Origin of the sequence: Inquilinus limosus, assembly GCF_051487185.1 — a bacterium.
In the GTDB taxonomy this organism is placed as follows: Bacteria; Pseudomonadota; Alphaproteobacteria; order DSM-16000; family Inquilinaceae; genus Inquilinus; species Inquilinus limosus_F.
The window spans coordinates 68,874-91,947 of record NZ_JAHVDK010000004.1 but is presented as its reverse complement, the minus strand read 5'-3'; the positions used below and the strand labels follow the sequence as shown (position 1 = coordinate 91,947).

At 69.4% G+C, this 23,074-nt stretch carries 27 protein-coding genes; 14 read left to right on the top strand and 13 right to left on the bottom strand.

Annotation, left to right across the window (positions count from 1 at the left end; genetic code table 11):
* Positions 1 to 9 precede the first annotated feature (9 nt).
* Positions 10 to 918: a LysR family transcriptional regulator gene (locus tag KXR53_RS05780; RefSeq protein ID WP_437374147.1), complete on the bottom strand. Its 909-nt coding sequence runs from the start codon at positions 916 to 918 to the stop codon at positions 10 to 12.
* A gap of 112 nt (positions 919 to 1,030) precedes the next feature.
* Here KXR53_RS05780 and KXR53_RS05775 point away from each other — a divergent pair, with 112 nt between their 5' ends.
* The 4 genes from KXR53_RS05775 to KXR53_RS05760 all read left to right on the top strand — a co-directional run bounded on the left by KXR53_RS05775 (position 1,031) and on the right by KXR53_RS05760 (position 4,220).
* Entirely contained in the window at positions 1,031 to 1,786 is a 756-nt protein-coding gene (locus tag KXR53_RS05775) for an SDR family oxidoreductase (RefSeq protein ID WP_437374146.1), read from the top strand.
* Positions 1,787 to 1,814: 28 nt separating this feature from the next.
* Positions 1,815 to 2,714, top strand: a complete 900-nt coding sequence (locus tag KXR53_RS05770) for an SDR family oxidoreductase (RefSeq protein WP_437374145.1) — start codon at positions 1,815 to 1,817, stop codon at positions 2,712 to 2,714.
* 101 nt (positions 2,715 to 2,815) lie between these two features.
* On the top strand, positions 2,816 to 3,739 hold the full coding sequence (locus KXR53_RS05765; RefSeq protein ID WP_437374144.1) for an SMP-30/gluconolactonase/LRE family protein: 924 nt from the start codon (positions 2,816 to 2,818) through the stop codon (positions 3,737 to 3,739).
* A 13-nt stretch (positions 3,740 to 3,752) separates the two neighbouring features.
* On the top strand, positions 3,753 to 4,220 hold the full coding sequence (locus KXR53_RS05760; protein WP_437374143.1) for a fosfomycin resistance glutathione transferase: 468 nt from the start codon (positions 3,753 to 3,755) through the stop codon (positions 4,218 to 4,220).
* On the opposite strand, the gene KXR53_RS05755 is transcribed toward KXR53_RS05760, so the two are convergent.
* On the bottom strand, positions 4,167 to 5,216 hold the full coding sequence (locus KXR53_RS05755; RefSeq protein WP_437374142.1) for a LacI family DNA-binding transcriptional regulator: 1,050 nt from the start codon (positions 5,214 to 5,216) through the stop codon (positions 4,167 to 4,169). The two genes, KXR53_RS05760 and KXR53_RS05755, sit on opposite strands and share 54 nt — an antisense overlap.
* Positions 5,217 to 5,333: 117 nt before the next feature.
* Between KXR53_RS05755 and KXR53_RS05750 the strand changes: the two genes are divergently transcribed.
* Positions 5,334 to 5,909 carry a dihydrofolate reductase family protein gene (locus KXR53_RS05750; RefSeq protein ID WP_437374141.1) on the top strand — a complete coding sequence of 192 codons (576 nt, stop codon included), beginning with the start codon at positions 5,334 to 5,336 and terminating at the stop codon, positions 5,907 to 5,909.
* A gap of 24 nt (positions 5,910 to 5,933) precedes the next feature.
* On the opposite strand, the gene KXR53_RS05745 is transcribed toward KXR53_RS05750, so the two are convergent.
* Entirely contained in the window at positions 5,934 to 6,848 is a 915-nt protein-coding gene (locus KXR53_RS05745; protein WP_437374140.1) for a glutamate racemase, read from the bottom strand.
* A gap of 113 nt (positions 6,849 to 6,961) precedes the next feature.
* Between KXR53_RS05745 and KXR53_RS05740 the strand changes: the two genes are divergently transcribed.
* Genes KXR53_RS05740 through KXR53_RS05730 form a run of 3 tightly spaced genes read left to right on the top strand, consistent with a single transcriptional unit; the run spans position 6,962 to position 8,315 of the window.
* Positions 6,962 to 7,294, top strand: coding sequence for an ArsR/SmtB family transcription factor (locus KXR53_RS05740; RefSeq protein ID WP_437374139.1), 333 nt, complete (start codon positions 6,962 to 6,964; stop codon positions 7,292 to 7,294).
* Positions 7,291 to 7,743, top strand: coding sequence for an SRPBCC family protein (locus tag KXR53_RS05735; protein ID WP_437374138.1), 453 nt, complete (start codon positions 7,291 to 7,293; stop codon positions 7,741 to 7,743). Before KXR53_RS05740 ends, KXR53_RS05735 begins: the two co-directional genes overlap by 4 nt.
* Positions 7,744 to 7,796: 53 nt before the next feature.
* Complete coding sequence (locus KXR53_RS05730) at positions 7,797 to 8,315, top strand: hypothetical protein (protein ID WP_437374137.1); 519 nt, start codon at positions 7,797 to 7,799, stop codon at positions 8,313 to 8,315.
* A 34-nt stretch (positions 8,316 to 8,349) separates the two neighbouring features.
* Here KXR53_RS05730 and KXR53_RS05725 read toward each other — a convergent pair whose 3' ends face one another.
* Positions 8,350 to 8,859: a DUF2165 family protein gene (locus KXR53_RS05725; protein WP_437374136.1), complete on the bottom strand. Its 510-nt coding sequence runs from the start codon at positions 8,857 to 8,859 to the stop codon at positions 8,350 to 8,352.
* A gap of 118 nt (positions 8,860 to 8,977) precedes the next feature.
* On the opposite strand from KXR53_RS05725, the gene KXR53_RS05720 reads away from it, so the two are divergent.
* The 3 genes from KXR53_RS05720 (at position 8,978) to KXR53_RS05710 (ending at position 11,296) form a co-directional block, all read left to right on the top strand.
* A complete protein-coding gene (locus KXR53_RS05720) occupies positions 8,978 to 9,877 on the top strand; it encodes a LysR substrate-binding domain-containing protein (protein ID WP_437374135.1) in 900 nt (299 codons plus the stop codon).
* A 123-nt stretch (positions 9,878 to 10,000) separates the two neighbouring features.
* Positions 10,001 to 10,600, top strand: coding sequence for an NAD(P)H:quinone oxidoreductase (wrbA, locus tag KXR53_RS05715; RefSeq protein WP_437374134.1), 600 nt, complete (start codon positions 10,001 to 10,003; stop codon positions 10,598 to 10,600).
* Between the two features lie 207 nt (positions 10,601 to 10,807).
* Positions 10,808 to 11,296 carry an N-acetyltransferase family protein gene (locus KXR53_RS05710; protein ID WP_437374133.1) on the top strand — a complete coding sequence of 163 codons (489 nt, stop codon included), beginning with the start codon at positions 10,808 to 10,810 and terminating at the stop codon, positions 11,294 to 11,296.
* Positions 11,297 to 11,438: 142 nt separating this feature from the next.
* Here KXR53_RS05710 and KXR53_RS05705 read toward each other — a convergent pair whose 3' ends face one another.
* The 6 genes from KXR53_RS05705 to KXR53_RS05680 form a co-directional block, all read right to left on the bottom strand.
* Complete coding sequence (locus KXR53_RS05705; protein ID WP_437374132.1) at positions 11,439 to 11,885, bottom strand: acetyltransferase; 447 nt, start codon at positions 11,883 to 11,885, stop codon at positions 11,439 to 11,441.
* Positions 11,882 to 12,442, bottom strand: coding sequence for a GNAT family N-acetyltransferase (locus KXR53_RS05700; RefSeq protein ID WP_437374131.1), 561 nt, complete (start codon positions 12,440 to 12,442; stop codon positions 11,882 to 11,884). Before KXR53_RS05700 ends, KXR53_RS05705 begins: the two co-directional genes overlap by 4 nt.
* A 65-nt stretch (positions 12,443 to 12,507) precedes the next feature.
* Positions 12,508 to 13,683: a helix-turn-helix transcriptional regulator gene (locus tag KXR53_RS05695; protein ID WP_437374130.1), complete on the bottom strand. Its 1,176-nt coding sequence runs from the start codon at positions 13,681 to 13,683 to the stop codon at positions 12,508 to 12,510.
* Positions 13,684 to 14,045: 362 nt separating this feature from the next.
* Positions 14,046 to 15,899 carry a cobaltochelatase subunit CobT gene (cobT, locus tag KXR53_RS05690; RefSeq protein ID WP_437374129.1) on the bottom strand — a complete coding sequence of 618 codons (1,854 nt, stop codon included), beginning with the start codon at positions 15,897 to 15,899 and terminating at the stop codon, positions 14,046 to 14,048.
* Between the two features lie 141 nt (positions 15,900 to 16,040).
* On the bottom strand, positions 16,041 to 17,021 hold the full coding sequence (gene cobS, locus KXR53_RS05685) for a cobaltochelatase subunit CobS (protein ID WP_437374128.1): 981 nt from the start codon (positions 17,019 to 17,021) through the stop codon (positions 16,041 to 16,043).
* A 33-nt stretch (positions 17,022 to 17,054) separates the two neighbouring features.
* Complete coding sequence (locus KXR53_RS05680) at positions 17,055 to 17,636, bottom strand: J domain-containing protein (RefSeq protein WP_437374127.1); 582 nt, start codon at positions 17,634 to 17,636, stop codon at positions 17,055 to 17,057.
* 169 nt (positions 17,637 to 17,805) lie between these two features.
* Here KXR53_RS05680 and KXR53_RS05675 point away from each other — a divergent pair, with 169 nt between their 5' ends.
* Positions 17,806 to 18,084 carry a BolA family protein gene (locus tag KXR53_RS05675; RefSeq protein ID WP_437374126.1) on the top strand — a complete coding sequence of 93 codons (279 nt, stop codon included), beginning with the start codon at positions 17,806 to 17,808 and terminating at the stop codon, positions 18,082 to 18,084.
* Here the strand turns inward: KXR53_RS05675 and KXR53_RS05670 are convergent.
* From KXR53_RS05670 to KXR53_RS05660, 3 genes are read right to left on the bottom strand one after another with little or no spacing between them, the layout of a single operon-like run.
* Positions 18,081 to 19,607, bottom strand: a complete 1,527-nt coding sequence (locus KXR53_RS05670) for a sodium:solute symporter family protein (RefSeq protein WP_437374125.1) — start codon at positions 19,605 to 19,607, stop codon at positions 18,081 to 18,083. The genes KXR53_RS05675 and KXR53_RS05670 overlap by 4 nt on opposite strands.
* A 3-nt stretch (positions 19,608 to 19,610) precedes the next feature.
* Positions 19,611 to 19,814: a hypothetical protein gene (locus tag KXR53_RS05665; protein ID WP_437374124.1), complete on the bottom strand. Its 204-nt coding sequence runs from the start codon at positions 19,812 to 19,814 to the stop codon at positions 19,611 to 19,613.
* 50 nt (positions 19,815 to 19,864) lie between these two features.
* Positions 19,865 to 20,962, bottom strand: a complete 1,098-nt coding sequence (locus KXR53_RS05660; protein WP_437374123.1) for a class II histone deacetylase — start codon at positions 20,960 to 20,962, stop codon at positions 19,865 to 19,867.
* Positions 20,963 to 21,116: 154 nt separating this feature from the next.
* On the opposite strand from KXR53_RS05660, the gene KXR53_RS05655 reads away from it, so the two are divergent.
* Both KXR53_RS05655 and KXR53_RS05650 read left to right on the top strand, forming a co-directional pair.
* Complete coding sequence (locus tag KXR53_RS05655; RefSeq protein WP_437374122.1) at positions 21,117 to 22,124, top strand: response regulator transcription factor; 1,008 nt, start codon at positions 21,117 to 21,119, stop codon at positions 22,122 to 22,124.
* A 29-nt stretch (positions 22,125 to 22,153) separates the two neighbouring features.
* The gene (locus KXR53_RS05650) at positions 22,154 to 23,059 is read left to right on the top strand and encodes a GNAT family N-acetyltransferase (protein ID WP_437374121.1); all 906 of its coding nucleotides are present in this window, start codon (positions 22,154 to 22,156) and stop codon (positions 23,057 to 23,059) included.
* Positions 23,060 to 23,074 lie beyond the last annotated feature (15 nt).

Here is a 23,074-nt window from a genome sequence, read left to right as displayed (position 1 = left end):
CTGCGGTCCTCAGCCGCCCTCGACTGGCGGCAGGCGGGCGGCGAACTCCGCCGCCAGCCAGTCGATGAACACCCGGACGCGGGGCGAGAGCTGCCGGCTGTGCGGGTACAGCACATAGACCGGCGAGGGGGAGGGCGGCGTGTCGGCCAGCACCTCGACCATGGTGCCGGCCGCCAGGTCCTCCGCCAGGCGGTAGCGCGGCAGCTGGATCAGACCCAGCCCCAGCCGGCCCGAGGCGAAGTAGATCTCGGCGCCCGCCGCCGACACCGTCACCGGCAGCGTCACCTCGCGCCGCGCGCCGCCGACCGTGAACTCCAGCGGCAGCAGGGCACCGGTGGCGGAGGACAGGAAGCCGACCATCCGGTGGCCGTCCAGGTCGTCCGGCGTACGCGGCGTGCCGAACCGCTCGAGATAGGCCGGGCTGGCGAAGGTGCCCTCCTGCAGCACCGCGATCCGTCGGCCGATCAGCGAGCTGTCGGCGGGCTGGCCCACCCGCAGCACGCAGTCCACGCCCTCGCGGACCAGGTCGACGAAGCGGTCGCCCTCGCCGAAATGCAGCTGGATCTCGGGGTATTCTGCCAGGAACCGCGGCAGGCCGGGCATCATGAAGGACCGGGCCAGGATGCCGTGCACATTCACCCGCAGCAGCCCCTTCGGCTTCGCCCCGGTGAAGGCGGCCTCGGCCTCCTCGATATCGGCCAGGATCGACAGGCAGCGCTGGTAATAGGCCTCGCCGTCCAGCGTCGGCCGGACCTGCCGGGTGGTCCGCTGCAGCAGCCGGACGCCCAGCCGTGCCTCCAGCTGCTTCACCCCTTCGGTGGCGGTGGAGCGGGGCAGGCCGAGATCCTGCGCCGCGAGCGAGAAGCTGCGCCGCTCCACCACCCGCAGGAACAGCCGCATCGCGTCCAACCGATCCATGGGTATTGTTCCGGATATCCGAATGATGATGCCGGATCATAGCAGATTATCCGGCAGATGATAAGGGTCCATCTTCCTCTCACCGACACGATGTCGGGGTTTGGAGGACAAGATGAGCGAAGACAGCAGCAAGGTCGCGCCCAACAAGGTGGCCATCGTCACCGGCGCGTCCCGCGGCATCGGCGCCGCGGTCGCCGAACGGCTCGCCCGCGACGGCTGCACCGTCGTGATCAACTACGCCGGCAATGCGGAGGCTGCCGAGACCCTGGCCCGCAAGATCGAGCAGGCGGGCGGACGGGCCTTGATCGCCCAGGCCGACGTCACGGACGCGATCGCAGTGCGCCGCATGTTCGAAGCGGCCGAGACGGCCTTCGGCGGCGTCGACGTGGTGGTGAACAATGCCGGCATCATGCAGCTGGCGCGGATCGCCGACAGCGACGACGCGCTGTTCGACCGGACGGTCGCGATCAACCTGAAAGGCACCTTCAACGTGCTGCGCGAGGCCGCGAGGCGGCTGCGCGACAGCGGCCGGATCATCAACGTGTCGACCAGCGTCGTCGGCACGAAGCTGGAGACCTATGGCGTCTATGCCGCGACCAAGGCGGCCGTGGAGACGCTGACCGGCGTGCTGGCGAAGGAGCTGCGCGGCCGCAATATCACCGTCAACGCCGTGGCCCCGGGCCCGATCGGCACCGAGCTGTTCTTCCACGGCAAGTCGCCCGAGCTGGTCGAGCGCTTCGCCAAGGCCGTGCCGCTGGAGCGGCTGGGCACGCCGGAAGACGTCGCCGCTGCCATATCCTTCCTCGCCGGGCCGGACGGCGGCTGGGTCAACGGCCAGGTATTGCGGGCCAATGGCGGCCTCGTCTGACCAGGCCTGAATTCGAGGAGAGCAAGCCATGAGCCATGTCATCGTCGTCACCGGCGCGTCGAGCGGCTTCGGCCTGATGGCCGCCCGCGCCCTGGCCCATGCCGGCCACACCGTCTATGCCAGCATGCGCGAGACCGCCGGCCGCAATGCGCCGCAGGTGGCCGAGGTCGAGGCCTATGCGAAGCAGCACGGTATCGACCTGCGCACGGTCGAGCTCGACGTCGCCTCGCAGCCCTCGGTCGATGCCGCGATCGCGCAGATCATCGCCGAACACGGCCGGCTCGACGTCGTCGTGCACAATGCCGGCCACATGGTCTACGGCCCGGCCGAGGCCTTCACGCCGGAGCAGCTGGCCCAGCTTTATGATATCAACGTGCTGAGCACGCAGCGGGTCAACCGCGCCGCCCTGCCGCAGCTGCGCAAGCAGCGCCGGGGGCTGCTGGTCTGGGTGTCCTCCAGCAGCACGCGCGGCGGCACCCCGCCCTATCTGGCGCCGTATTTCGCCGCCAAGGCCGGGATGGACGCGCTGGCGGTCAGCTATGCCGGCGAGCTGGCGCGCTGGGGCATCGAGACCTCGATCATCGTCCCCGGCGCCTTCACCAAGGGCACCAACCACTTCGCCCATTCCGGCACCCCGGCCGACACGGCGCGGGCGGAGGAATATGCGAAGGGCCCGACCGCGGATTTCAGCGAGGTCGCCTTCAAGGGCCTGGCGGCGCTCGAGCCGCCGGACGCCGACCCGCAGGCGGTGGCGGACGCCATCGTCCGGGTGGTCGACACGCCCTTCGGCAAGCGGCCGTTCCGCGTCCATATCGACCCGTCGCAGGACGGCGCCGAGATCGTCAACGGCGTCGCCGACCGGGTCCGGGCCGAGCTGCTGCGCCGGATCGGCCTCGAGGACATCCTGAAGCCGCGGACGATCGGCTGAGGGCGCCCGGATCGGCCTGGACGGGACCCGCGGCGACGCTATCGTGCGGAAGCACGCAAGAAGGCCGCGGCCCGATCCAGGCCATCCGCCGGAGGAAGACCATGCCCGACATCCGCGTCGTCGCCAGCGGACTCCTGTTCCCGGAAGGGCCGGTGGCGGAGGCCGACGGCTCCCTCCTGATCGTCGAAATCCAGCGCGAGACCGTCAGCCGCGTCCGGCCCGACGGCACGGTCGAGGTGGTGGCGCAGCTCGGCGGCGGGCCGAACGGCTTGGCGGTCGGGCCGGACGGCGCGCTCTATGTCTGCAACAATGGCGGCTTCCTGTTCCATCTCGACGGCGGCTTCAACCGCATGCGCCGCGGCGTCCATCCGCACTACACCAGCGGGAGGATTGAGCGGCTCGACCTCGCCACCGGCGAGGTCCGCACCCTCTACGACCGCTGCGGCGACCATCGGCTGTGCGGCCCGAACGACATCGTCTTCGACCGCTCCGGCGGCTTCTACTTCACCGATTTCGGCAAGCACCGCGAGCGCGACCGGGACTATGGCGGGCTGTACTATGCCCTGGCCGACGGCTCTCGGATCGTCGAAGTCGCCTATCCGATGGAGACGCCGAACGGTGTCGGCCTGTCGCCGGACGAATCGGTGGTCTATGTGTCGGAGACGGAGACCGGGCGGCTCTGGGCCTTCGACCTGGAGGAACCGGGGCGGGCGCGGAAGCATCCGTTCCCGTCGCCGCATGGCGGCCGGCTGGTCTGCGGCCTGCCCGGATATCAGCGCTTCGACAGCTTGGCGGTCGACGCCCGGGGCAACATCTGCGTCGCCACGCTGATCACCGGCTGCATCACCGTGATCTCCTCGGAGGGCACCGTCCTGCGACAGGTGATGCTGCCGGACCCGATCGTAACCAACATCTGCTTCGGTGGGGCCGATCGGAGGACCGCCTATATCACCCTGTCCGGCACGGGCCGGCTGGTGGCGATGGACTGGCCGGAGCCCGGGCACGCTCTGGCCTATTCCCGATAGAAGGTGGCGCCCGATGGTCACCGGCATCAACCACGTCACCCTTGCGGTCAGCGACGTCGAGAGATCGTTCCGGTTCTATGTCGACGTGCTGGGGCTGAAGCCTTTGGCGAAATGGAGCCGTGGCGCCTATCTGCTGGCCGGAGATCTCTGGCTCTGCCTCAGCTTCGACGAGAAGACGAGGTCGTCGCCCCATCCCGACTACACCCACATCGCGTTCAGCGTGGCCGATTTCGATGCGTGTTCGAGCCGGCTGTCGGCCCATGGCACCGTCATCTGGCGCCTGAACCAGACCGAAGGACCTTCGGTGTATTTCCTCGACCCGGACGGCCATAAGCTGGAAATCCACGACGGCGACTGGCGGACGCGCCTGCAGTCGATGCGGGACAATCCATGGGAGGCCGGGATCGAGTTTTTCCCAATTGGCTTGTCATCCCCGACTCGCAGGCCCCGTCGAGGCGCGGACGACAAGTGTCACCGGTAGTTTCTGACGCCGATTTTGCACGTCCGGCTTGAGTATGGCCTCGACCGCGAGCCGACCGATCTCGGCGATGGGCTGAGCGACAGTCGTCAACGGCGGCCGGGCCTGTGACGCCGCGGGAATGTCATCGAAACCGATGACGGATACGTCCGCTGGCACACGCAGACCCCGCGCCGTGAGCCAATCGATCGCAATGAGCGCAATCTTGTCCGACATGCACAGGAGAGCCGTCGGCCTCGCCTCGCCCTCGAAGGCTGCCTCGAGCGCGGCCGTCACGGTCGGTTCGTCGTTGCGCGTCTGGTACATCGGCGGCTGCAGCCCGACCTCGGCCAGCGCGTCGAAATAGCCCATGACGCGGTCGGCGGTCGATGAATACTCCGCCCGCTCGCCATCTCCTCGGGTGGACCAGCCGCTCCCGGTCCGGTCGCCATAGGGCATCGACAGCACCATGACGCGGCGATGGCCGAGGGCGACGACATGCTCCGCCGCGAGCCTCGCCCCGAATACGTTGTCGACGCCCACCGCCGGAATGGTCTCGTCATCCACGCCGAGCTCCAGCGCCACGAATGGCAGACGCCGTTTTCGTGTGAGCTCGACGAGCCGGACGCCACCCTCGATGCAGAACAGGATGAAGCCGTCGACGGTGGCGCTGCCGATATTCCAGGCGAGAGTCCTGTCGCTGGCTGCCGAAATCAGCGCAATCCCGGAGCCTCGGGCGTCCGCTTCGCGGGCGACCACGGCCATGATGGCGCGGGCGAACGGATCCTCGAAAAAGAAATCCATCGGCTCGGCCGTGGCGACGCCGATGGCATTCACCTTGCCGGCGCTCAGCATCCGCCCCATCGGATCGGGACCGAGATAGCCGATTTGCCGCGCGGCCGCCTCCACGCGCTCGCGCAAGACCGGGCGCACGAGCGAGGGGTGATTGAAGACGTTGGACGCCGTCCCCTTCGATACGCCTGCGACTCGCGCCACATCCATGAGGGTGGGTTTCTGCATGGAAGCCTTATGGCACATTCTTTGGACCGGTTCAAATCCGGCTTGACTGTCGATTTGAACCGGTTCATGCTCGATTGAACCGGTTCAAATCCGTATCTCGTCATAAGGGAGATGGAAATGCCCCGCAAGCTGGTGGTCAGTGTCTACACGTCCCTCGACGGTGTCGTGCAGGACCCTGTCGGCATGGAGAATTCCGGTCTCGGCAACTGGACCGGCCCCTTCGACCGTGGGCCCGAGGGCGACACCATCGTGCATGAAGAGCTTTGGGCTGCTGATATCGTGCTTCTGGGCCGCGTCACCTACGAGGCTTTCGCCAGCACCTGGCCCGACATCGACGATCCGGCGGGCTTCGCGCGCAAGCTGAACAGCATGCGCAAATACGTCGCGTCGAACACGCTCAAGGAGGCGACGTGGACGAATACGTCCGTGCTTTCAGGGGGCGTGGTCGGCGCCGTCCGTGCTCTCAAGGCTGAGCGCGGCGGCGACATCGTCATCTATGGCAGCCCCGGGCTCGTCCATTCGCTGCTGCCGCACGGGCTCGTCGACAAGGTGCACATGACGATCTACCCGACAGTTCTTGGGCGCGGCACCCGGCTCTTTCCGGCAGGCTACGCCTCGATCCTCGAGCTCGGGGACCTCAGGCGGCTCGGCTCTGGCATCGTCCATGCCGAGTACCTTCCAAAGGCTGCTTGAGATCCGGCCGTTCTGCGGGCGACATCACAGCGGCGTCCCGCCGGCACGGGACTCTGAAATCGCAGATCGGCTCTGCGCTTCGACCAGCACCTCCATCCCAACCGGCCGGAACAGCGCCGGGCGGCCGTAGAAGCGGGTGGCGAGGGCGGAGATTTGGCCGGCATCCCCGGTGGTGAAGAACAGGGGCGGCGTCTCTGCCCCGTCGGCGGTGTCGAATTCCGGGTGTCGTCCCAGATAGGCCTTCAGGCTGCGGGCGGTGATGTCGGGTTGGGACAGCACCTCCACCCCCGGCGGTAGCGCCTCGGCGAAAAGATCCGCGACCAGCGGATAGTGGGTGCAGCCCAGGATCACCGCATCCGGCGGCACGCCTTCGAGCTGTCGCATCAGCAGGGCCGCATAGCGCCGCACAGCGCGGCGCAGCACCGCCTCCGGCGCCGCACGCTCGATCAGCGTCACCAGCACCGGGCAGGCCTGCTGCACCACCGTGATCTCCGGCGCCCGCTTGCCGATCTCCTCGACGAAGGCGCCGGTCCGCACCGTGTGGCGGGTGGCGAAGATGGCGACGGTGCGCGGCTCGCCGCGGTGCCGGCCGGTGCGGATATCGGCCATCCAGGGCACGCCGGTGATCGCCTCCACCATCGGCACCAGCACGCCGATCACGCGGCGGTCGGGATGGTGGTGCGGCAGCCAGGTCTGTTGCAGCCGGCGCAGCCCGGTGGCGGCCGCGGTGTTGCAGGCCAGGACCACCAGCCGGCAGCCCAGGCCGAACAGCCGCTCCACCGCCGCCACGGTCAGGCGGTAGATTTCCTCGGGCTCGCGGTTGCCGTAGGGGGCATGGCCGTGGTCGCCGAGATAGAGGAAGCGCTGCTGCCGCAGGTGCCGCGTCAGGGCCCGAAGCACCGTCAGCCCACCATGTCCCGAATCGAAAACCCCGATCATCCGCGCCCCCACGATCCCATCCTGGCGGTAGCGGATCTTCGGGGCATTCTCAAGACGAGCGTCATTCAACCGATCGGTTGATGGTTCGGATCGGCCTATCTATTCTAAACTAAATGGTTGAGAATCGGGTCGCGCTCGACCGTGTGTTCCACGCCCTGGCCGACCCCACCCGCCGGCAGATGCTGCGCCGGCTGGCGGAGGGCGAACGGACGGTCGGCGACCTGGCGGCGCCGTTCCGGATGTCGCTGGCCGCCGCCTCCAAGCACGTCAAGGTGCTGGAGCGCGCCGGTCTGGTGCGCCGCACCATCCGCGGCCGGACCCATCTCTGCCGCCTCGACCCGCAGCCGCTGGCCGAGGCGCAGGACTGGCTGCGCTTCGCCGAACGCTTCTGGGCCGGGCGCCTCGATGCGCTCGACGCCCTGTTCCCGCCACCGGAGAAGGAATGAGAGCCATGGCCCCGGTCGAGACGGTCACCCAGAGCCGCATCATCAACGCCACGCCGCAGCAGGCCTACGAGGCCTGGACCGACCCGGCGAAGCTGCGTCGCTGGCTGGCGCCGCCGCCCTACACCTGCGCCCTGGCCGAGACCGACCCGCAGGTCGGCGGCCGCTGGCGCATCGACGTGGTCGGCGGCAGCGGCGAACGGCACAGCACCACCGGCGTCTACCGCGAGCTCGTGCCCGGCCGACGCATCGTCAAGAGCTGGATCTATGACGGACCCTTCGCCCAGTTCCGCGGCGCCGAGACCGAGGTGACGGTCGAGTTCCGCGAGGTCGCGCCCGGCCGCACCGAAGTCACCGTCCACCACAGCCGGACCCCGAGCCGGGAGTATGCCGACAGCGTGCGCGGCGGCTGGGCGGAATGCCTGGACGAGCTGGAGAAGCTGTTCGCCTGACAAGAACCTTTCGCGGGGCTAAGACAGCGCTCCGCGACAGGACGGGACAGGCCGTGGACATCATCTGCATCAACGGGCCGATCAATTCCGGCAAGTCGACGGTGGGGCGGCACCTGAGCGGCCTCCTGCCCGGCGCCGCCTTCGTCGAGGGCGACGATCATGCCGCGCCGAACGACGCCGACCTCGACACCATCATCGCCACGGCCCTGGCCCGGATCGAGGCGCTGATCGCCTCCGCCGCAGGCGACCTGGTGGTCGCCTACCCGCTGCGGGTGGAGGATCACGCCCGCCTCGCCGCTGCCGCCGGCCGGCGAGGGGCACGGCTGTTCGTGGCCACGCTGGCTCCGCCCATGGCCGTCGCCCTGGCCGACCGCGGCGGCCGGCCGCTGTCGGAGGAGGAACGCGGGCGGATCGTCGAGATGTACGCGGAAGGCTATGCCGGCCCGCCCTTTTCCGACGTCGTCATCGACAATGGGGCCCTGACCCCGGGCGAGGCCGCGCGGATCATTGCCGGCGAAGTGGCCCGCGGGCGCATGTCTGACCGCGACGCGGGCGCCCTGCGACCAGCCTGAGGGCAATGCCGTCGTCCCGCACGCGGGCGGCTGCTCAGGCGGAAGCGGCGGCAGACACCGGAAGATTGAAGACCAGGAAGCTGGCGAGGCCCCAGCCCGTCAGCAGCAGCTGGGTCAGGAGCAGCCCTTCCTGCTTGATCCAGTATCCGAACCAGAGCCCGGCCGTGAACATGGAGCTCCAGCAAAGGATGAAGGCCGCCAGGCCGAGGTTGAGCAGCATGGCGCCCGAACCTGTGGCGACGTCGGCAGGGGTTCCTGCGAGGGCGATCGTGCCCGCGAGGAGAAGCAGCGCACTGGCGCCCTGGGCAAGGATGACCCCGACCAGCGCAGCCCGATGAACATGCGGGCTGCACATCGCGCGTTTCAGGAACGGCAGCGTGTCGAACGGCGGGTCACGCAGAAGCGTCATTCCCATGGTCTGGCCGATTGCGGCCGTCGACGCACGGAATCCCTGCAGATTGTTGAGGACGGAGACGATCATCCAGAGTGTCAGGCTCGCCGCCGTGACCAGTTGGAAAAGCCAGATGCTGGTTGTGACTGTCATCGGAATCTCGTGATGGCATTGCTCTGACCCCGGATGTGGCGTGTTGCGTGTTGCACTTGTAACGAGCGTTTTGCGAAAAACATGTTGCCTGAACTGCAACAGCAACCGCGGTGTACCGATGCGTCCGAGTCTGGAAGAGCTCGAAGCCTTCCTGCATGTGGCTGAAACCGGCAGCTTCACCAAAGCGGCACAGCGGCTGGGGATCTCGAAGTCGGTGATCAGCCGACGCGTGAGTGGGCTGGAGCGGCGCCTGGGTGCGCTGCTGGTCAGCCGGACGACCCACGCCGTGACCCTGACTGAGCTGGGCGCGGGATTTCACGAGCGGGCGCGGCGGTCCCTGGAGGATCTGGACGAGGCGGTGGAAGCCGTCGGATTGGGCGCGAAGGTTATCCGCGGCCTGGTCCGGATCACGGCGCCGACGAATCTCGGGACGCTGCACGTGCTGCCCGCCGTCACGCAACTCATGGCCCTCCACGAGGCCCTCGAGATCGACCTCGATCTCAATGACCGCTATGTCGATATCACCCTCGGCGGCTTCGATCTCGCGATCCGCATCGGCGATCCCAAGGATTCCGTGCTGGTATCGCGCAAGCTCGGGAGGATCGGCCGTGCTGTGGTGGGCAGCCCCGGCTACCTTTCCGAAAAGGGAACGCCGGTCGTGCCGGAGGATCTGGAAAGGCACGAGTGCCTGACCTACGCCAACATGAATCCGGCGGAGCAATGGCGGTTCCTGGTCCGCGGCGAATGGAAGACCATCCGCACGCGCGGGCGGCTGAAGACGAATGACGGCAGTGCCCTGTTGGCGGCGGCCATCGCGGGACGCGGGCTGGTCGGGCTGCCGCGCTTCATCACCGACGAGGCCGTCGCGGCCGGCCGGCTGGTTCGCGTGCTCGAGGACTTTCCCCTGCCCGAGGTCGGGCTCTTCGCCCTGTTCCCGTCGAGCGCCCGGCTCCCCGGGCGGGCTCGGGCGGTGCTGGAACACCTCGCCGGGCACTTCCAGAGGGTGCTTCGCGTCTAGCATCGGGCCTGGGCGGCCTTCCCGGTTGCTGTTGTGGAAATGGCAACACCGTGGTGGCATTCAGCGGGCTACAGTCAATCTGTGGAACTGGATAGGTCTGGGGGCGTCAACAGGAGAACCCCCATGACAAAGATCCTGGTCCTCTACTATTCGGCCTATGGGCATATCGAGATGATGGCACAGGCTGTTGCGGACGGCGTGCGAGAGGCCGGCGCCGAGGTTACGGTCAAACGCGTGCCCGAGCTCGTCCCGGCCGACGTGGCCCGGGAAGCCGGCTACAAGACCGATCAGCCCGCACCGTTCGCCACCATCGACGAGCTTCCCGGCTATGACGCGATCATCTTCGGCACGCCGACGCGCTACGGCATGATGGCGGCCCAGATGAAGAACTTCCTCGACCAGACCGGCGGCTTGTGGTTCGAGAACCGGCTGGTCGGAAAGGTCGGCGCCGCCTTCACCTCGACGGGGTCCCAGCACGGCGGCCAGGAATCGACGATCCTGAACTTCCATACCGTGCTGCTGCATCTCGGGATGATCATTGTCGGCCTGCCCTACAGCTTCGCCGGCCAGACGCGGATGGATGAGATCACCGGCGGATCGCCCTACGGTGCATCCACCCTTTCGGGCAGTGATGACCGTCGCCGGCCATCGGAGGGTGAGCTCGAAGGCGCGCGCCATCAGGGGCGGCATGTCGCGGCAATCGCGGCTCGGCTCGCAGCCTGATCTTGTAAGAGGCGGCCGGCCGTTGACCATCGCCCGGCCCGCCGATAGCCTGCCGGCATGGTTCGTCAGCATCGCCCCGCTCCGCGATACGGTGCCCCGCCCATCTGAGGCGGCGGGGAGACGAACCATGCCCACCCATGCCGCCGGTTCCGGCGGCATTCTTGTGTGAGGTCCCCGGGGCTGCGCGGCGCCACCAGGAGACCCGACATGCCGCCCGTCATCATCCGCCCGGCCCGGCCGGACGAGCATCCCGCGCTCTGCGCCCTGTTCGCCGAGCTCGACCGGTTCCACCGCGAGGTCCGGCCTGACGTCTTCGTCGAGCCGGACGGGCCCGCGCGCAGCCCGGAGCTGATCGCCGAGCTGCTCGCCGGGCCCGGCAGCACCATCCTGGTCGCCGATGTGGACGGCGAGCTGGCGGGGCTGGCCACTTTGATCGAGAAGACGGTCGCGGCCAATCCGGTCCGGCCGGAGCGCCGCTTCGTCGAGATCGACAATCTGGTGGTGATGCCGGGCCATCGCCGGCGCGGCGTCGCCGGGCTGCTGCTCCGCCATGCCGAGGACTGGGCGCGCAGCCGGGGTCTCAGCAGACTCGAACTCAGCGTCTGGGAGTTCAACGCCGGGGCGGTCGCCTGCTACGCGGCGGCCGGCTTCACCCCGACCACCCGCCGCCTCGGCAAGCCGGTCGCGCCACCTTAGAGACCGTTTGGAAATGCGCTGGCGCGAGTCGGCTGGCGGTGGTTTCGAGAACCGGCGCGCAGCGGACGTTCAAGTCCGTGAGCACCGGAAGCGCAGAAACCGCCGTCAGACGGCCGCGCCAGTAGCAGTTCCAGGCGGTCTCTTAGCCGGGTGCCGAGGTTATGTGAATTAGCGGGAAGGGCTGGCCCAGGCTGTCCAGCGGCGACCGGCCGGTCTCGCGGAAGCCGCATCTGCGGTAGAAGGCCAGGGCGCCCGGATTCTGCTCATTCACGTCCAGCGTCAGGTCGCCGTTCAGCGCCGCGGCATGGGCCAGCAGAGCCCGGCCGATGCCCCGCCCGTGCCGATCCGGATCGACGAACAGCATCTCGACCTTGGCGCCGTCCAGCCCCATGAAGCCTTCCGGCGCACCGTCCGGCCCGGCCGCGACCCACAGCTCGACCGCCGCCAGATACTGGTCGCGCAGCAGCGGCAGCATGGCCTGGACGTCGGCCTCGGTCAGGAAATGATGGGTGGCGCGCACGGCGCGCAGCCAGATGTCCAGCAGGGCCGGATGGTCCTCCGGCCGGCCGGGGCGGATCGCGACGGTCACGGCCGGCCGCCTCCGGCCCGGCTGTGCCATTCCTCGCGGGTCTGGCCCCAGATCTCGACCTCGAAGCTGTCGAAAGGCGGCGGCAGCAGGCTGTTGCGTCGGAAGCGTGAGCCCAGCCGGCGCGCCACCGCCTTGGACGGCTCGTTCTCCGGCGCGATGCAGTGGATCACTTCGGTCCAGCCGAGGCGGTCGAAGACCCAGTCGATCGTCGCGGCGGCGCCCTCGGTGGCATAGCCCTGGCCCCAGGCGGCGCGGCACAGGCCCCAGCCGATCTCGGTGCCGGGCCAGCCCTCCGGCTGCCAGGGGCCGAGCCGGCCGATCCACTGCCCGGTCGCCTTCTCGATCACCGAGAACATGGCGAAGCCCTGCATCGCCCAGGCCCCGGCGACCATGACGAAGCCGCGCCAGGCCGCCGGGCGCGGCACCGCGCCGCCGAGGAAGCGCGCGGCCTCCGGGTCGGCCATCATCTCGGCCCAGCCGTCGAAATCCTCGGACCGGGTCGGGCGCAGGATCAGCCGGGCGGTCTCCAGCACCGGCGGGGTCTCCGGGGTCGGCATGGCGCCTCCTCAATCGCGGAGGGCAGCAGGCCCGATCCCGGCCGGGCGGTCAAGCGGCGGGCCGCTCAGCGCCCGGCCGCGGCGCCGGCGTCGGGGGCGGCGAAGCTGTGCAGCAGCAGGCGCACCAGCTCGGCCTGCCGATGCGTCTCGGTCTTCTCGAACACCTGCTTCAGATAGTGGCGGGCGGTGCCGATCGAGATGCCCAGGCTCTCGGCCGCCTCGGCCGGGCCGAGGCCGTCGGCGATCAGCGCCGCCACGGCGGATTCGCGCCGGGTCAGGCCATAGGCGCTGGCCAGGCCGGCGGTGTCGATGCGGCTGCAGCGGTCTGGGTCGGAGATCAGCACCGCCACCGCGCCGGGCTCTTCAGGAGCCGGGCCGCGGCCAGGGCCGGGCGCCGGCACCACGGTCAGGATCAACGGCCGGTTCGGCGGCCGGCGCGACACCGGGATGCGCAGCACCGCGGCGGCGGCGCGGCCGAGCGCGGCGTCGGCCCCATCCGGGCCGGCCAGCAGCATCGCCGCGGCGATCGCCTGGTGCAGCGCCCGGGTCTGCGCCGGCAGGGTGGTGGCCAGGCCGTAGGCATCGGCCAGCAGCCCGTCGCGCGCCGCGATCACGGCTTCCGCCCGCTCGTTGCGGTAGACCGGCCGGCCATGCCGGTCCAAGAGGATCAGGCCCAGGCCCAGCGCGTCGATCGCGGCCAGGGCGCCGGTCGCGCGCGGGTCGGCGCTGGCCAGGCGGCGGTTCAGCTTGCCGGCCTTGGCCAGATGCGGCACCAGGACCTGCAGCCGGCTCACCTCTTCAGCACCAAAATCGCGCTCGTGCAGCGGCCGGCAGACGCGGACGGCCGACCAGCCGGACGGACCGCGCCACGGCACCGCCACCGCCGCCAGCCCGCCGCCGATCGGCCGGATCAGCTGCTGGTAAAAATCGGTCCGCTCATAGACCCGCACCGGCACCATCGAGGACTGGGTGCGGGCGGTGCCGGTCGGGAACCGCTGCATCTGCTCGGTCCAGAAATCGCTGTGCAGGATCCGGTCGCAGCGCTCGCCGTGCTGCCGCACATCCATCCGCGAGCATGTGGACAGTTGGACGCCGTCCGGGCTCGTCGTGGTGAACACGGCGTGCGAGCCGCCGACCAGGTCGCGCACGGCGTCCAGGCAGTGCGGCCATGCCTCCGGCTCCATCGCCGCGTCGTAGATCCGCTGCACGGTCCGGAGGATCGCCTGCGCGCCCGCGGTCACCCGGTCGCCCCTTCTCCATGGCCCGCCCCGGCGGAACGGCATGTCCCGTTGAAACGAACCGCCGCATGCGCCTCGCCCCCAAGTCGATCATGGCATGCCGGCATTCCTGTACTCCGATATCCTAGAACAGGAAAATAGGCCAATATGGAACCACCCGGTTCCTGAAATAACCGCCGATCTCGTGAGATCGACGTCCGGTTAAACCACAGAAGTCCTCTTCGCTCGGAGGGGCATATAATGTCCCTTCGAAGCCATTATGAACAGTTTTATTGTGGCATCGATATGGAGCCGAGACGGCGAAGCCGGGGCGCGGCGCCGGATCGCTTCGCCTCCAAGCCTGCGGTGACGGCGAGGTGTTGGTGTCAGCTGGCGCGGCGCAGCGCCACCGTCCGCTTCGGCTCCTCGTCGAACAGCTCGGCCAGCTTGTCGATCATGGTGCCGCCCAGCTGCTCGGCGTCGACGATGGTCACGGCACGGCGGTAGTAGCGGGTGACGTCGTGGCCGATGCCGATCGCCACCAGCTCCACCGGGGACCAGCGCTCGATGTATTCGATCACCTGCTTCAGGTGCCGCTCGAGATAGTTGCCGGGGTTGACCGACAGGGTGGAGTCGTCGACCGGGGCGCCGTCGGAGATCACCATCATGATGCGCCGCTGCTCCGGCCGCCCGACGATGCGGTTGTGGGCCCAGAGCAGCGCCTCGCCGTCGATGTTCTCCTTCAGCACGCCCTCGCGCAGCATCAGGCCGAGATTCTTGCGGGCCCGGCGCCAGGGCGCGTCGGCGGCCTTGTAGATGATGTGGCGCAGGTCGTTCAGCCGGCCGGGATTCTGCGGCTTGCTCTGCTGGATCCAGCGCTCGCGCGCCATGCCGCCCTTCCAGGCGCGGGTGGTGAAGCCGAGGATCTCGACCTTGACGCCGCAGCGCTCCAGCGTCCGCGCCAGGATGTCGGCGGCGATCGCGGCGATGGTGATCGGCCGGCCGCGCATCGACCCGGAATTGTCGATCAGCAGGGTCACGACGGTGTCGCGGAAATCGGTGTCCTTCTCCTGCTTGAAGGACAGCGGCGTCAGCGGGTTGATCACCACCCGGGCCAGCCGGGCGGCGTCGAGGAGGCCTTCCTCCAGGTCGAAATCCCAGGACCGGGTCTGCTTCGCCATCAGCTTGCGCTGCAGCCGGTTGGCCAGCTTGGCGATCACGCCCTGCAGGTGCTGCAGCTGCTGGTCCAGCATCAGGCGCAGCCGCGCCAGCTCGTCGGCGTCGCACAGCTCCTCGGCCGGCACCACCTCGTCGAACTGGGTGGTGAAGGCCTTGTAGTTCAGCCCGTTCGGGTCGAGCGCGCCGGTCTGCTCGTCGCGCCAGGGCTGGCCGGGCGTCTCGCTGTCCTCGGTGGCGTACTCCTCGGCGTCCTCGGACGCCTCCTGCTCCGCCCCCTCGGCGTCGGTCTCGTCGCCGCTCTCCGGGTCGCTTTCGCTGTCGTCGGCGGTGGCGCTGACCTGCTCGCCCTCGCGGCCCTGCTCCTCCGGCTCCTCGCCCTGGGACTTGTCCTCGTCCTCGCCTTCCTCGTCCTCCTGGGCCTCGTCCTCCTGGCCGACATCGAGGTCGAGCTCGGCCAGCAAATGGCGGGCGCAGCGGGCATAGGCCTCCTGGTCCTCCATCGTCTCGCCCAGCTCATGCAGCGACCGGCCGATCCGGCTCTCCAGCCAGGACCGCCACAGATCGGCGGCGTGGCGGGCGTTGGGCGGCGGCTTCTCGCCGGTCATCGCCTCGCGCGCGGCCAGCCGCACCGCCTCGGCCAGCGGCACCTGCTCGCGCTCGGTCACCCGGTCCAGCCCCTGGCGCTTGAAGCGGTCGTCCAGCGCCGCCGCCAGATTGCCGGCGACGCCGGCCATCTGGGTGGCGCCGATCGCCTCGCAGCGCGCCTGCTCCAGCGCCTCGAAGGCGGCGCGGGCGGTCTCGCCCTGCGGCATGCGGGCGGCGTGCAGCCTGGGGTTGTGGTGCTTCAGGCGCAGGGCCACGGCGTCGGCGGCGCCGCGCACCTTGGCCACCTCGGCCGAGGTCAAGAGGCGCGAGGGCTGCGGCAGGCGGGCGCGGGTGCCGGCGACGCCGGGCGGCTCGCTGGAATAGGCCACGGTGATCTCGGGCCGCTCGGCGATGGCCCGCACCGTCGCCGTGGTGGCGCGCTTGAACACCTCGATCGGGCTGTCGTCCTGGGGCATCGCCTGCTTCGTCTCTACGGCTTTCGCCGTTCTCCCTCATCTGTCATGCCCGGGCTTGACCCGGGCATCCAGAGGCTGTCGAGACCTTCTGGATTGCCGGGTCAAGCCCGGCAATGACAGCAAACCTACGACCCGACCGGCTTACGCCAGATGGGCGCGGACGCCGCTTTCCGGCAGCTCGGTGCCGAAGCAGCGCTGGTAGTACTCGGCCACGGTCGACCGCTCGACCTCGTCGCACTTGTTCAGGAAGGTCAGGCGGAAGGCGAAGCCGACATCGCCGAAGATGCGCGCATTCTCGGCCCAGGTGATCACCGTGCGCGGCGACATCACGGTCGAGATGTCGCCGCCGATGAAGCCGGCGCGGGTCAGGTCGGCCAGGCGGACCATGGCGTTGACTTTGGCCCGTCCCTCCTCCGTGTCGAAATCCGGCACCTTGGCCAGCACGATCCCGACCTCGGCGTCGTGCGGCAGGTAGTTCAGCGTGGCGACGATCGACCAGCGGTCCATCTGGCCCTGGTTGATCTGCTGGGTGCCGTGATAGAGGCCGGTGGTGTCGCCCAGGCCGACGGTGTTGGCGGTGGCGAAGATGCGGAAGGCCGGGTGCGGGCGGATCACCCGGTTCTGGTCCAGGAGGGTCAGCTTGCCCTCGACCTCCAGCACGCGCTGGATCACGAACATCACGTCCGGCCGGCCGGCGTCGTATTCGTCGAACACGATGGCGCAGGGGTTCTGCAGCGCCCAGGGCAGGATGCCCTCGCGGAACTCGGTCACCTGCTTGCCCTCGCGCAGCACGATGGCGTCCTTGCCGACCAGGTCGATGCGGCTGATGTGGCTGTCCAGGTTGACGCGGATGCAGGGCCAGTTCAGGCGGGCCGCCACCTGCTCGATATGGGTCGACTTGCCGGTGCCGTGATAGCCCTGGATCATCACCCGCCGGTTGTGGGCGAAGCCGGCCAGGATGGCCATGGTGGTGTCGCGGTCGAAGCGGTAGGCGCTGTCGACCTCCGGCACGTGCTGCGTCGCGGACGAGAAGGCCGGCACCTGCAGGTCGCTGTCGATGCCGAAGGTCTGCCGCACGGACACCTTGATGTCGGGCAGCGTCGTGGAGGTGTCAGCGCTCATGATCCAGTCGAAGTCCAAATTCCAGAGTATGGTTCACGAGGCGAAGCCGGCCTTCAGCACGCTGTAGGCGTGGTTGATGGACTTGAACTTCTCCTCGGCGTCGCGGCTGCCGCCATTGGCGTCCGGGTGATGCAGTTTGACAAGCGTCTTGTAGCGCGCCTTGAGGGTTTTCAGATCGAAAGGAGGAACGAGCTGGAGCGTCTTCATCGCGCTCTCCTGCTCGGTCAGGGGGCGGCCCTGCTTCGCCTCGTCCTGCGCCTCGCGGCCGGCGTGGAACGGGTTGTCGCCCGCGCCATTGGCGAAGCTCTCATAGATCCGGGCGCGCAGCCGCTGCTCGGCCCGCCAGCTTCCCATCGGCCAGGTCGGCCGGTCCCACACCGTGTCGCGCCGCGCCTCGCGCTCGATCTGGTCCGGGGTCATGCCTTGGTAATAGTTCCAGGCGCGGTTGTATTCCCGCACATGCTCCAGGCAGAACCACCAATAGTCGTTCAGCCGCTGCCGCGATTTCGGTGCCCGGAACTCCCCGGCGCAGGCGCAGCCCGGGTGGTCGCAGCGGCGCGTTGCCGGCGCCGGCTCCTCGAATGCCCGGTACTCTCTGCGGTTCGCGGTGGCCATGCTGCGAGTATGGGGAGGGCACATTCGCCTGACAAGCCGAGGCGGCGGAAATCTGCCTTGCCCTCGTGTCGCAGCATCGGCGCTTGCTTCATATGGGAATATAGGATGCAGGTCTCCCGTCCCGGTGCTGTCTCTGCTATCACCGGAGGCTGGATGGAGGACGGACCCGATGCAGATCGCCGACCGCATGCGCCGCAAGCTCGAGGAGGCGCTGGCCCCAGCCCAGCTCGAGATCATCGACGACAGCCACCGCCATGCCGGCCACGCCGGCCATGACGGGCGCGGCGAAAGCCATTTCCGGGTGCTGATCGTCTCCGAGGCCTTCGCCGGCAAGTCGCGGGTCGAGCGGCAGCGCCTGGTCTACGACCTGCTGTCGGCCGAGCTGAAGGACCGGGTGCACGCCCTTTCGCTGACCACCCAGACGCCCGAAGAGGCGGAGCGGGCCTAGTCGCGCACCGGGGCGAGGTCGCCCGCCGGTACCGCCGCGCTGTCCGGCCCCGCCTGCCCGAGCTCCCGGAACAGCCGGTCGATGCGGGCGCGCTCCGCCGCGTCCTGCGGCAGGGCGTAGGACAGGGCGACATAGACCAGCGTGTTGACGGCGAGGCCGACGACGCCGGAGGTCAGGCCGCCGAGCTCGCGGATCGACACCGGGTAGATGAGCTGCAGCACCACGGCGACGGCGAAGCCGGTCAGCATTCCGGCCAGGGCGGCCGCGGCGTTGCCCCGGCGCCAGAAGATGCCGAGATAGAGCGCTGGGGCCAGCTGGACGATGCCCTGGTAGGAGGCCAGCGCCAGGGTCAGCAGCCCGGCCGTGACGTTCACCGTCAGCACGGCGCCGATCACGGCCAGCACGGTCGCGGCCACGATCGCCGCCCGCGCGGTCCGCGTGGTCGTCGCCTCGTCGGCGCCGCCGATATGGATCACGTCCTGCGCGGTGTGGGTGCCGATCGCCGCGGTCAGCGCGTTGACGTTGCCGGCCGTGGCGGCGAAGACGGCCGTCCCGGCGAGGGCCAGGACGAAGGGCCCGCCATGCGCCGCGGTCAGGAACCAGACATTGTCGGGGGCGGCGGCGACCTCGGGCAGCTGATGGGCCAGCATGCTCATGGTCAGCAGGATGGCGAGGAACAGGAACATGATCGGCGCCGCCTTGACGGCGGAGTTGCGCACGGCCTGGGCGCTTCTGGCCGTGAACAGCCGGACGAAGATGTCCGGCCAGCACCAGGACCCCAGCGCCCCGGTGGCGACGATCGAGAGATAGTACAGCGGGCCGAGATCGCTGCCGGGGCCCGGCAAAGCGGCGAATTCCGGCGGCAGGGCGGCGAAGCCCAGCCCTTGCGACATCAGCCAGACGATCAGGCCGAGGGCGACGAGGCCGCCGACGCCATAGGCGAAGATGCCCTGGACCATGTCGGAGATGACGATCCCCCGCATGCCCAGCCGGACGGTCCAGATCTGCCGGATGCCGAGCACGGCGATGCCGGCGAACACCGCCAGCGTCGGCGAGACCGCGCCGAAGGAGAGATAGGAGAACACCAGCCCCAGCGACTGGAAGCCCAGGATCAGCCAGGGGAAGCTGGCCACCACCCCGATCAGCGCCGCGACGATGCGCACGGCCTTGGAGTTATAGCGCATGCCGACGAAATCGGCCTGGGTGCGCAGGTTGAAAGCCCGGCCCCAGTCGAACACCTTCTGGGCCATGAACAGCATGAACAGCACGGCCAGAAGGGAATAGGAGACGACGTAGTAGCCGATCACCCCGGCCGAGGCGGCGAGGCCGGCGAAGGCGATGAAGATGGTGCCGGGCAGCCAGGTGTTCAGGAACGCCATCGCCTGGAACCAGGACCCGAAGGACCGCCCGGCGACCGCGTAGTCGGTGAAGTCGCCGCCGCTGGCCCGCCGGGTGCGTTCGAGGACCAGGATCACGCCGGCGAAGAACGCCGCCAGGGTGCCGTAGCCGATGAGGATGTCCATCGCCTACTCCTTCCCCGCATCATGGTTGGCGCGGTTCAGGTGGATCACGGTGGCGGTCAGCAGCAGGCTGCTGCCCAGGAAGAAGGCCAGGGCCATCGCCAGGTTGCCCGCCGCGAAGGCCAGGTGGATCGGCGGGAACAGCACCACGATCAGGTTGACCCAGATCAGCAGGGTGCCCCGCGCCCTGCCGGCTCTCTGTCCGTTCATCATCGCCCCCTGTTTGGTTGTTCTTGAGATCCCGGCCGCCGGCCGGGGCGCTAGAGCCCGACGCTCTCCGCCACCCGCGCCACCAGCGCCTTCTGATGGTCCTGCAGCTCCTGCCCCGGCAGCCCGGCCCAGGCCGCCAGATAGGGGTCGGTCACGCCGGTGCTGACGCCGCTCAGCGTCTCCACCACCGCGAGGCCGCAGAACGGCACGTAGAAGGGCGAATAGCCGCCCTCGTGGCTGATCACCAGCCGGCCGCCGCAGACCGCATCGGCGAGGTCCATCAGCCGGCGGGTCATCACGGCGTAGGAGGTGGAGACCAGCAGCATCCGCCCCAGCGGGTCGGCGTTGCTGGAATCGAAGCCGCTGGCGACCATGATCAGGTCGGGCCGGAACCGTTCGATCGCGGGCAGGACGACGCGGTCGAAGGCATGGAAGTAGGCGCCCTCGCCGGACCCCGCCGGCAGCGGGATGTTGATCGCCGACCCGTCGCCGGCGCCCCTGCCGCGATCCGTGACCTTGCCGGTATCGGCCGGGAAGTTGCCGTCCTGGTGCAGCGAGATGGTCAGGACGTCCCGGTCGGTCTCGAAGCAGGCCTCGGTGCCGTTGCCGTGATGGACGTCCCAGTCGACCACCGCGACCCGGCCGATGCCGAGCTTGGCCCGGGCATGGGCGATGGCGACGGCCACATTGGCGAACATGCAGAAGCCCATCCCCGTCTCCGGTCGGGCGTGGTGTCCGGGGGGCCGCACCAGGGCATAGGCGTTGCGCACCTCGCCGCCGACCACGGCGCGCAGCGCGCTGATCGTGCCGCCGGCCGCCAGGCAGGCCAGCTCGAAGCCGCCGAAGCCGAAGGGCGAGACGCCGTCGCCCATGTCGCCGCCGCGGATGTCGCGGCTCAGCGCCTTCATCGCCTCGATATGGCCGCGGGTGTGGATGCGCAGCAGGTCCTCCTCGGCCGCGGCGACGCAGTCGATGCGCTTCAGCGCCCTGGCGATGCCGGAGACCTCGACCAGCGACGCGAAGCGGGCCTTGGATTCGGGCGATTCGAGGTGCTGCAGCGGCTGGATGAACTCGCCCTTCAGGAAGCCGCCGGCGGTTCCCGTGTCATGCCAGCCGAACCGCTCGTGCCACAGCCACCCCGTCGCCATTCCCGGCCCCTCCCATGATGGATGTCGGTCGAGTCTAGCCGTCCGGGCGCGGTCCAGAATGGTGCAGATGCACTATGGCGGAGGGCGTCCGGGGCGCTGCGGGCCGCTTGTCGGCCATTCGCGGCGACGCTAGCGTTCCGGGAGACATCCCGGGATGGCGCGCGTGACCTCGAAGCTGCCCCTGTTCTCCCAGTTCGTGACCGACCTGCACAGGATCGGGCGCGAGGGCGACGGCAGCATCCCGGCCTGGGGCTTCGACCGCCTCCGGTCCATTCTCGGCTTCGACTGCGCCTGGTACGGCTGGGCGCGGTTCGAGCCGGGGCGGACGGTCGTGCACGCCTCGTCGACCGTGAATCTGCCCGGCGACTTCGCCCGCTTCTGGACGACGATCGAGAACCAGGATCTCGTCGCCCGCAGCCTGCGCGAGACCCGCGGCGGGGTGCAGATCTACGACCGCAACCAGCCGGTGCAGACCGATGGGATGATCGAGCTGGCCGAGCGTTACCGGATCCGGAAATGGGCCAGCGCCATGCACAGCCGGCCGAACCGCACCACCGTCTTCTTCGCCTCGATCTATCGCGGCGACGCCCGTCCCCCGGACTGGGAGGCCGAGGACCTGCACTTCCTGCAAGGCGCGGTCGACCACATCTTCCTGGCGGTCCAGGCGTCGGCGTGGCGCGGGGCGGAGCCCGCATCCGCGGACGGGGCCTCCCTGCTGGTCGACCCGTCCGGCTTCGCCTATCTCGGGCTCGAGGCCTCGGAGGGGCTTCTGAAGACCGTGTGGCCGGGCTGGACCGGGGAGCGGCTGCCGGTTCCCCTGCGCCGGCTGCTGCAGCGCCCCGGGACCGTCACGCTGAAGGGCGACGGCGTCGTCGTCTCCTGCGAGCGCGCCGGCGACGCCGGCGACCAGTCGGAGCTGATCCGGCTGCGGCTCAGCTCGATCGCCGGCCTCGATCGTCTCACCCGACGCGAGTGCGAGGTCGCCCTCCTGCTCGCCGCCGGGGCGACGCACAAGCAGGCGGCGCAGGCGCTGGGCTCCGCGCCCGCCACCATCCGGAACCAGACGCAATCGATCTACGAGAAGCTCGGCATCCGCTCCCGCGCCGAGCTGGCCGGCGTGGTCCACGGCCGGGTGGCGAAGGAGCGGGGGCTCGCCCGGTGATGAATCTTGGCCCAACCGAACTCCGGCTGATGCAGGGCCTGGCCCAACAGGTGACCGCGCTGCGGCCGGACCTGCTGAACGCCGACGCGACCGTTGGTGAACTGGCCTGGGTCTGGGCCAAGGATTTCGACGCGCTCAGCCCGTTCTGGCGGCACCGGCTGTGGTTCGTCGACGGCCGGCTGGCCGCCTGGGGGTGGGTGCATCTGCCTTACCGGGTCCCGCGCAGCGATGGGACGTTCCGCGAGGCCAAGGCGGCCAACCTGCTTTGGCAGGCGCATCCGGACCGGCCGGAGCTGCTGACCGGGATCCTCGACTGGTACGACGATGTGGCGGGCGACGTCGACCGGTTGCTGACGGTCCAGTCCGCGGATGTCCAGGCGCAGGCCACCGTCGCCGCGCACGGTTACGCGTTCGACGCGGAAGCCGGTTCGGATGACGGATCCTGGGTGCAGTTCAACGTACGGGAGCTGACGGATGTGCCGGATCCGGTGCTGCCCGAGGGATTCCGGTTTCTGGCGGCCGGGGACGTCTCGGTGGCGGACGCGGTCAAGGCGCATCGGGAGGCGTGGCATCCGTCCAGCCTCACCGAGGCGGCGTTCGAGCGGGTCCGGCGGACCTGGCCGTATCGGGCCGATCTGCATGCGCTGATCGAGGCACCGGACGGCACCTTGGCCGCGACCGCGATCATCTGGCTGGACGAGTCGACGCGAACCGCTGAATTCGAGCCCGTCGGCACACACCGGGACTTCCGGCGACGGGGGTTGGGCACCGCGTTGCAGCTGCACGGCATGCATCTGGCCAGGGCGGCCGGCGCGAACCGGATGCTGGTCGCCTGTCTCGGCGCGCCGGCGCACCCGGCCGCCCGGAACCTGTACACCGGCGTCGGCTTTCGCGCATTGACCCGGGACCTGCCGCAGATCAAGGCCTGGAGATAGATTACATCCCGCGTC

What these genes read in the sequence shown, in the direction of transcription:
- KXR53_RS05780 (WP_437374147.1), bottom strand. Translation starts at nt 918, where the DNA reads ATGGATCGGTTGGACGCGATGCGGCTGTTCCTGCGGGTGGTGGAGCGG.
- KXR53_RS05775 (WP_437374146.1), top strand. Translation starts at nt 1,031, where the DNA reads ATGAGCGAAGACAGCAGCAAGGTCGCGCCCAACAAGGTGGCCATCGTC.
- KXR53_RS05770 (WP_437374145.1), top strand. Translation starts at nt 1,815, where the DNA reads ATGAGCCATGTCATCGTCGTCACCGGCGCGTCGAGCGGCTTCGGCCTG.
- KXR53_RS05765 (WP_437374144.1), top strand. Translation starts at nt 2,816, where the DNA reads ATGCCCGACATCCGCGTCGTCGCCAGCGGACTCCTGTTCCCGGAAGGG.
- KXR53_RS05760 (WP_437374143.1), top strand. Translation starts at nt 3,753, where the DNA reads ATGGTCACCGGCATCAACCACGTCACCCTTGCGGTCAGCGACGTCGAG.
- KXR53_RS05755 (WP_437374142.1), bottom strand. Translation starts at nt 5,216, where the DNA reads ATGCAGAAACCCACCCTCATGGATGTGGCGCGAGTCGCAGGCGTATCG.
- KXR53_RS05750 (WP_437374141.1), top strand. Translation starts at nt 5,334, where the DNA reads ATGCCCCGCAAGCTGGTGGTCAGTGTCTACACGTCCCTCGACGGTGTC.
- KXR53_RS05745 (WP_437374140.1), bottom strand. Translation starts at nt 6,848, where the DNA reads ATGATCGGGGTTTTCGATTCGGGACATGGTGGGCTGACGGTGCTTCGG.
- KXR53_RS05740 (WP_437374139.1), top strand. Translation starts at nt 6,962, where the DNA reads ATGGTTGAGAATCGGGTCGCGCTCGACCGTGTGTTCCACGCCCTGGCC.
- KXR53_RS05735 (WP_437374138.1), top strand. Translation starts at nt 7,291, where the DNA reads ATGAGAGCCATGGCCCCGGTCGAGACGGTCACCCAGAGCCGCATCATC.
- KXR53_RS05725 (WP_437374136.1), bottom strand. Translation starts at nt 8,859, where the DNA reads ATGACAGTCACAACCAGCATCTGGCTTTTCCAACTGGTCACGGCGGCG.
- KXR53_RS05720 (WP_437374135.1), top strand. Translation starts at nt 8,978, where the DNA reads ATGCGTCCGAGTCTGGAAGAGCTCGAAGCCTTCCTGCATGTGGCTGAA.
- wrbA (WP_437374134.1), top strand. Translation starts at nt 10,001, where the DNA reads ATGACAAAGATCCTGGTCCTCTACTATTCGGCCTATGGGCATATCGAG.
- KXR53_RS05710 (WP_437374133.1), top strand. Translation starts at nt 10,808, where the DNA reads ATGCCGCCCGTCATCATCCGCCCGGCCCGGCCGGACGAGCATCCCGCG.
- KXR53_RS05700 (WP_437374131.1), bottom strand. Translation starts at nt 12,442, where the DNA reads ATGCCGACCCCGGAGACCCCGCCGGTGCTGGAGACCGCCCGGCTGATC.
- cobT (WP_437374129.1), bottom strand. Translation starts at nt 15,899, where the DNA reads ATGCCCCAGGACGACAGCCCGATCGAGGTGTTCAAGCGCGCCACCACG.
- cobS (WP_437374128.1), bottom strand. Translation starts at nt 17,021, where the DNA reads ATGAGCGCTGACACCTCCACGACGCTGCCCGACATCAAGGTGTCCGTG.
- KXR53_RS05680 (WP_437374127.1), bottom strand. Translation starts at nt 17,636, where the DNA reads ATGGCCACCGCGAACCGCAGAGAGTACCGGGCATTCGAGGAGCCGGCG.
- KXR53_RS05675 (WP_437374126.1), top strand. Translation starts at nt 17,806, where the DNA reads ATGCAGATCGCCGACCGCATGCGCCGCAAGCTCGAGGAGGCGCTGGCC.
- KXR53_RS05670 (WP_437374125.1), bottom strand. Translation starts at nt 19,607, where the DNA reads ATGGACATCCTCATCGGCTACGGCACCCTGGCGGCGTTCTTCGCCGGC.
- KXR53_RS05665 (WP_437374124.1), bottom strand. Translation starts at nt 19,814, where the DNA reads ATGAACGGACAGAGAGCCGGCAGGGCGCGGGGCACCCTGCTGATCTGG.
- KXR53_RS05660 (WP_437374123.1), bottom strand. Translation starts at nt 20,962, where the DNA reads ATGGCGACGGGGTGGCTGTGGCACGAGCGGTTCGGCTGGCATGACACG.
- KXR53_RS05655 (WP_437374122.1), top strand. Translation starts at nt 21,117, where the DNA reads ATGGCGCGCGTGACCTCGAAGCTGCCCCTGTTCTCCCAGTTCGTGACC.
- KXR53_RS05650 (WP_437374121.1), top strand. Translation starts at nt 22,154, where the DNA reads ATGCAGGGCCTGGCCCAACAGGTGACCGCGCTGCGGCCGGACCTGCTG.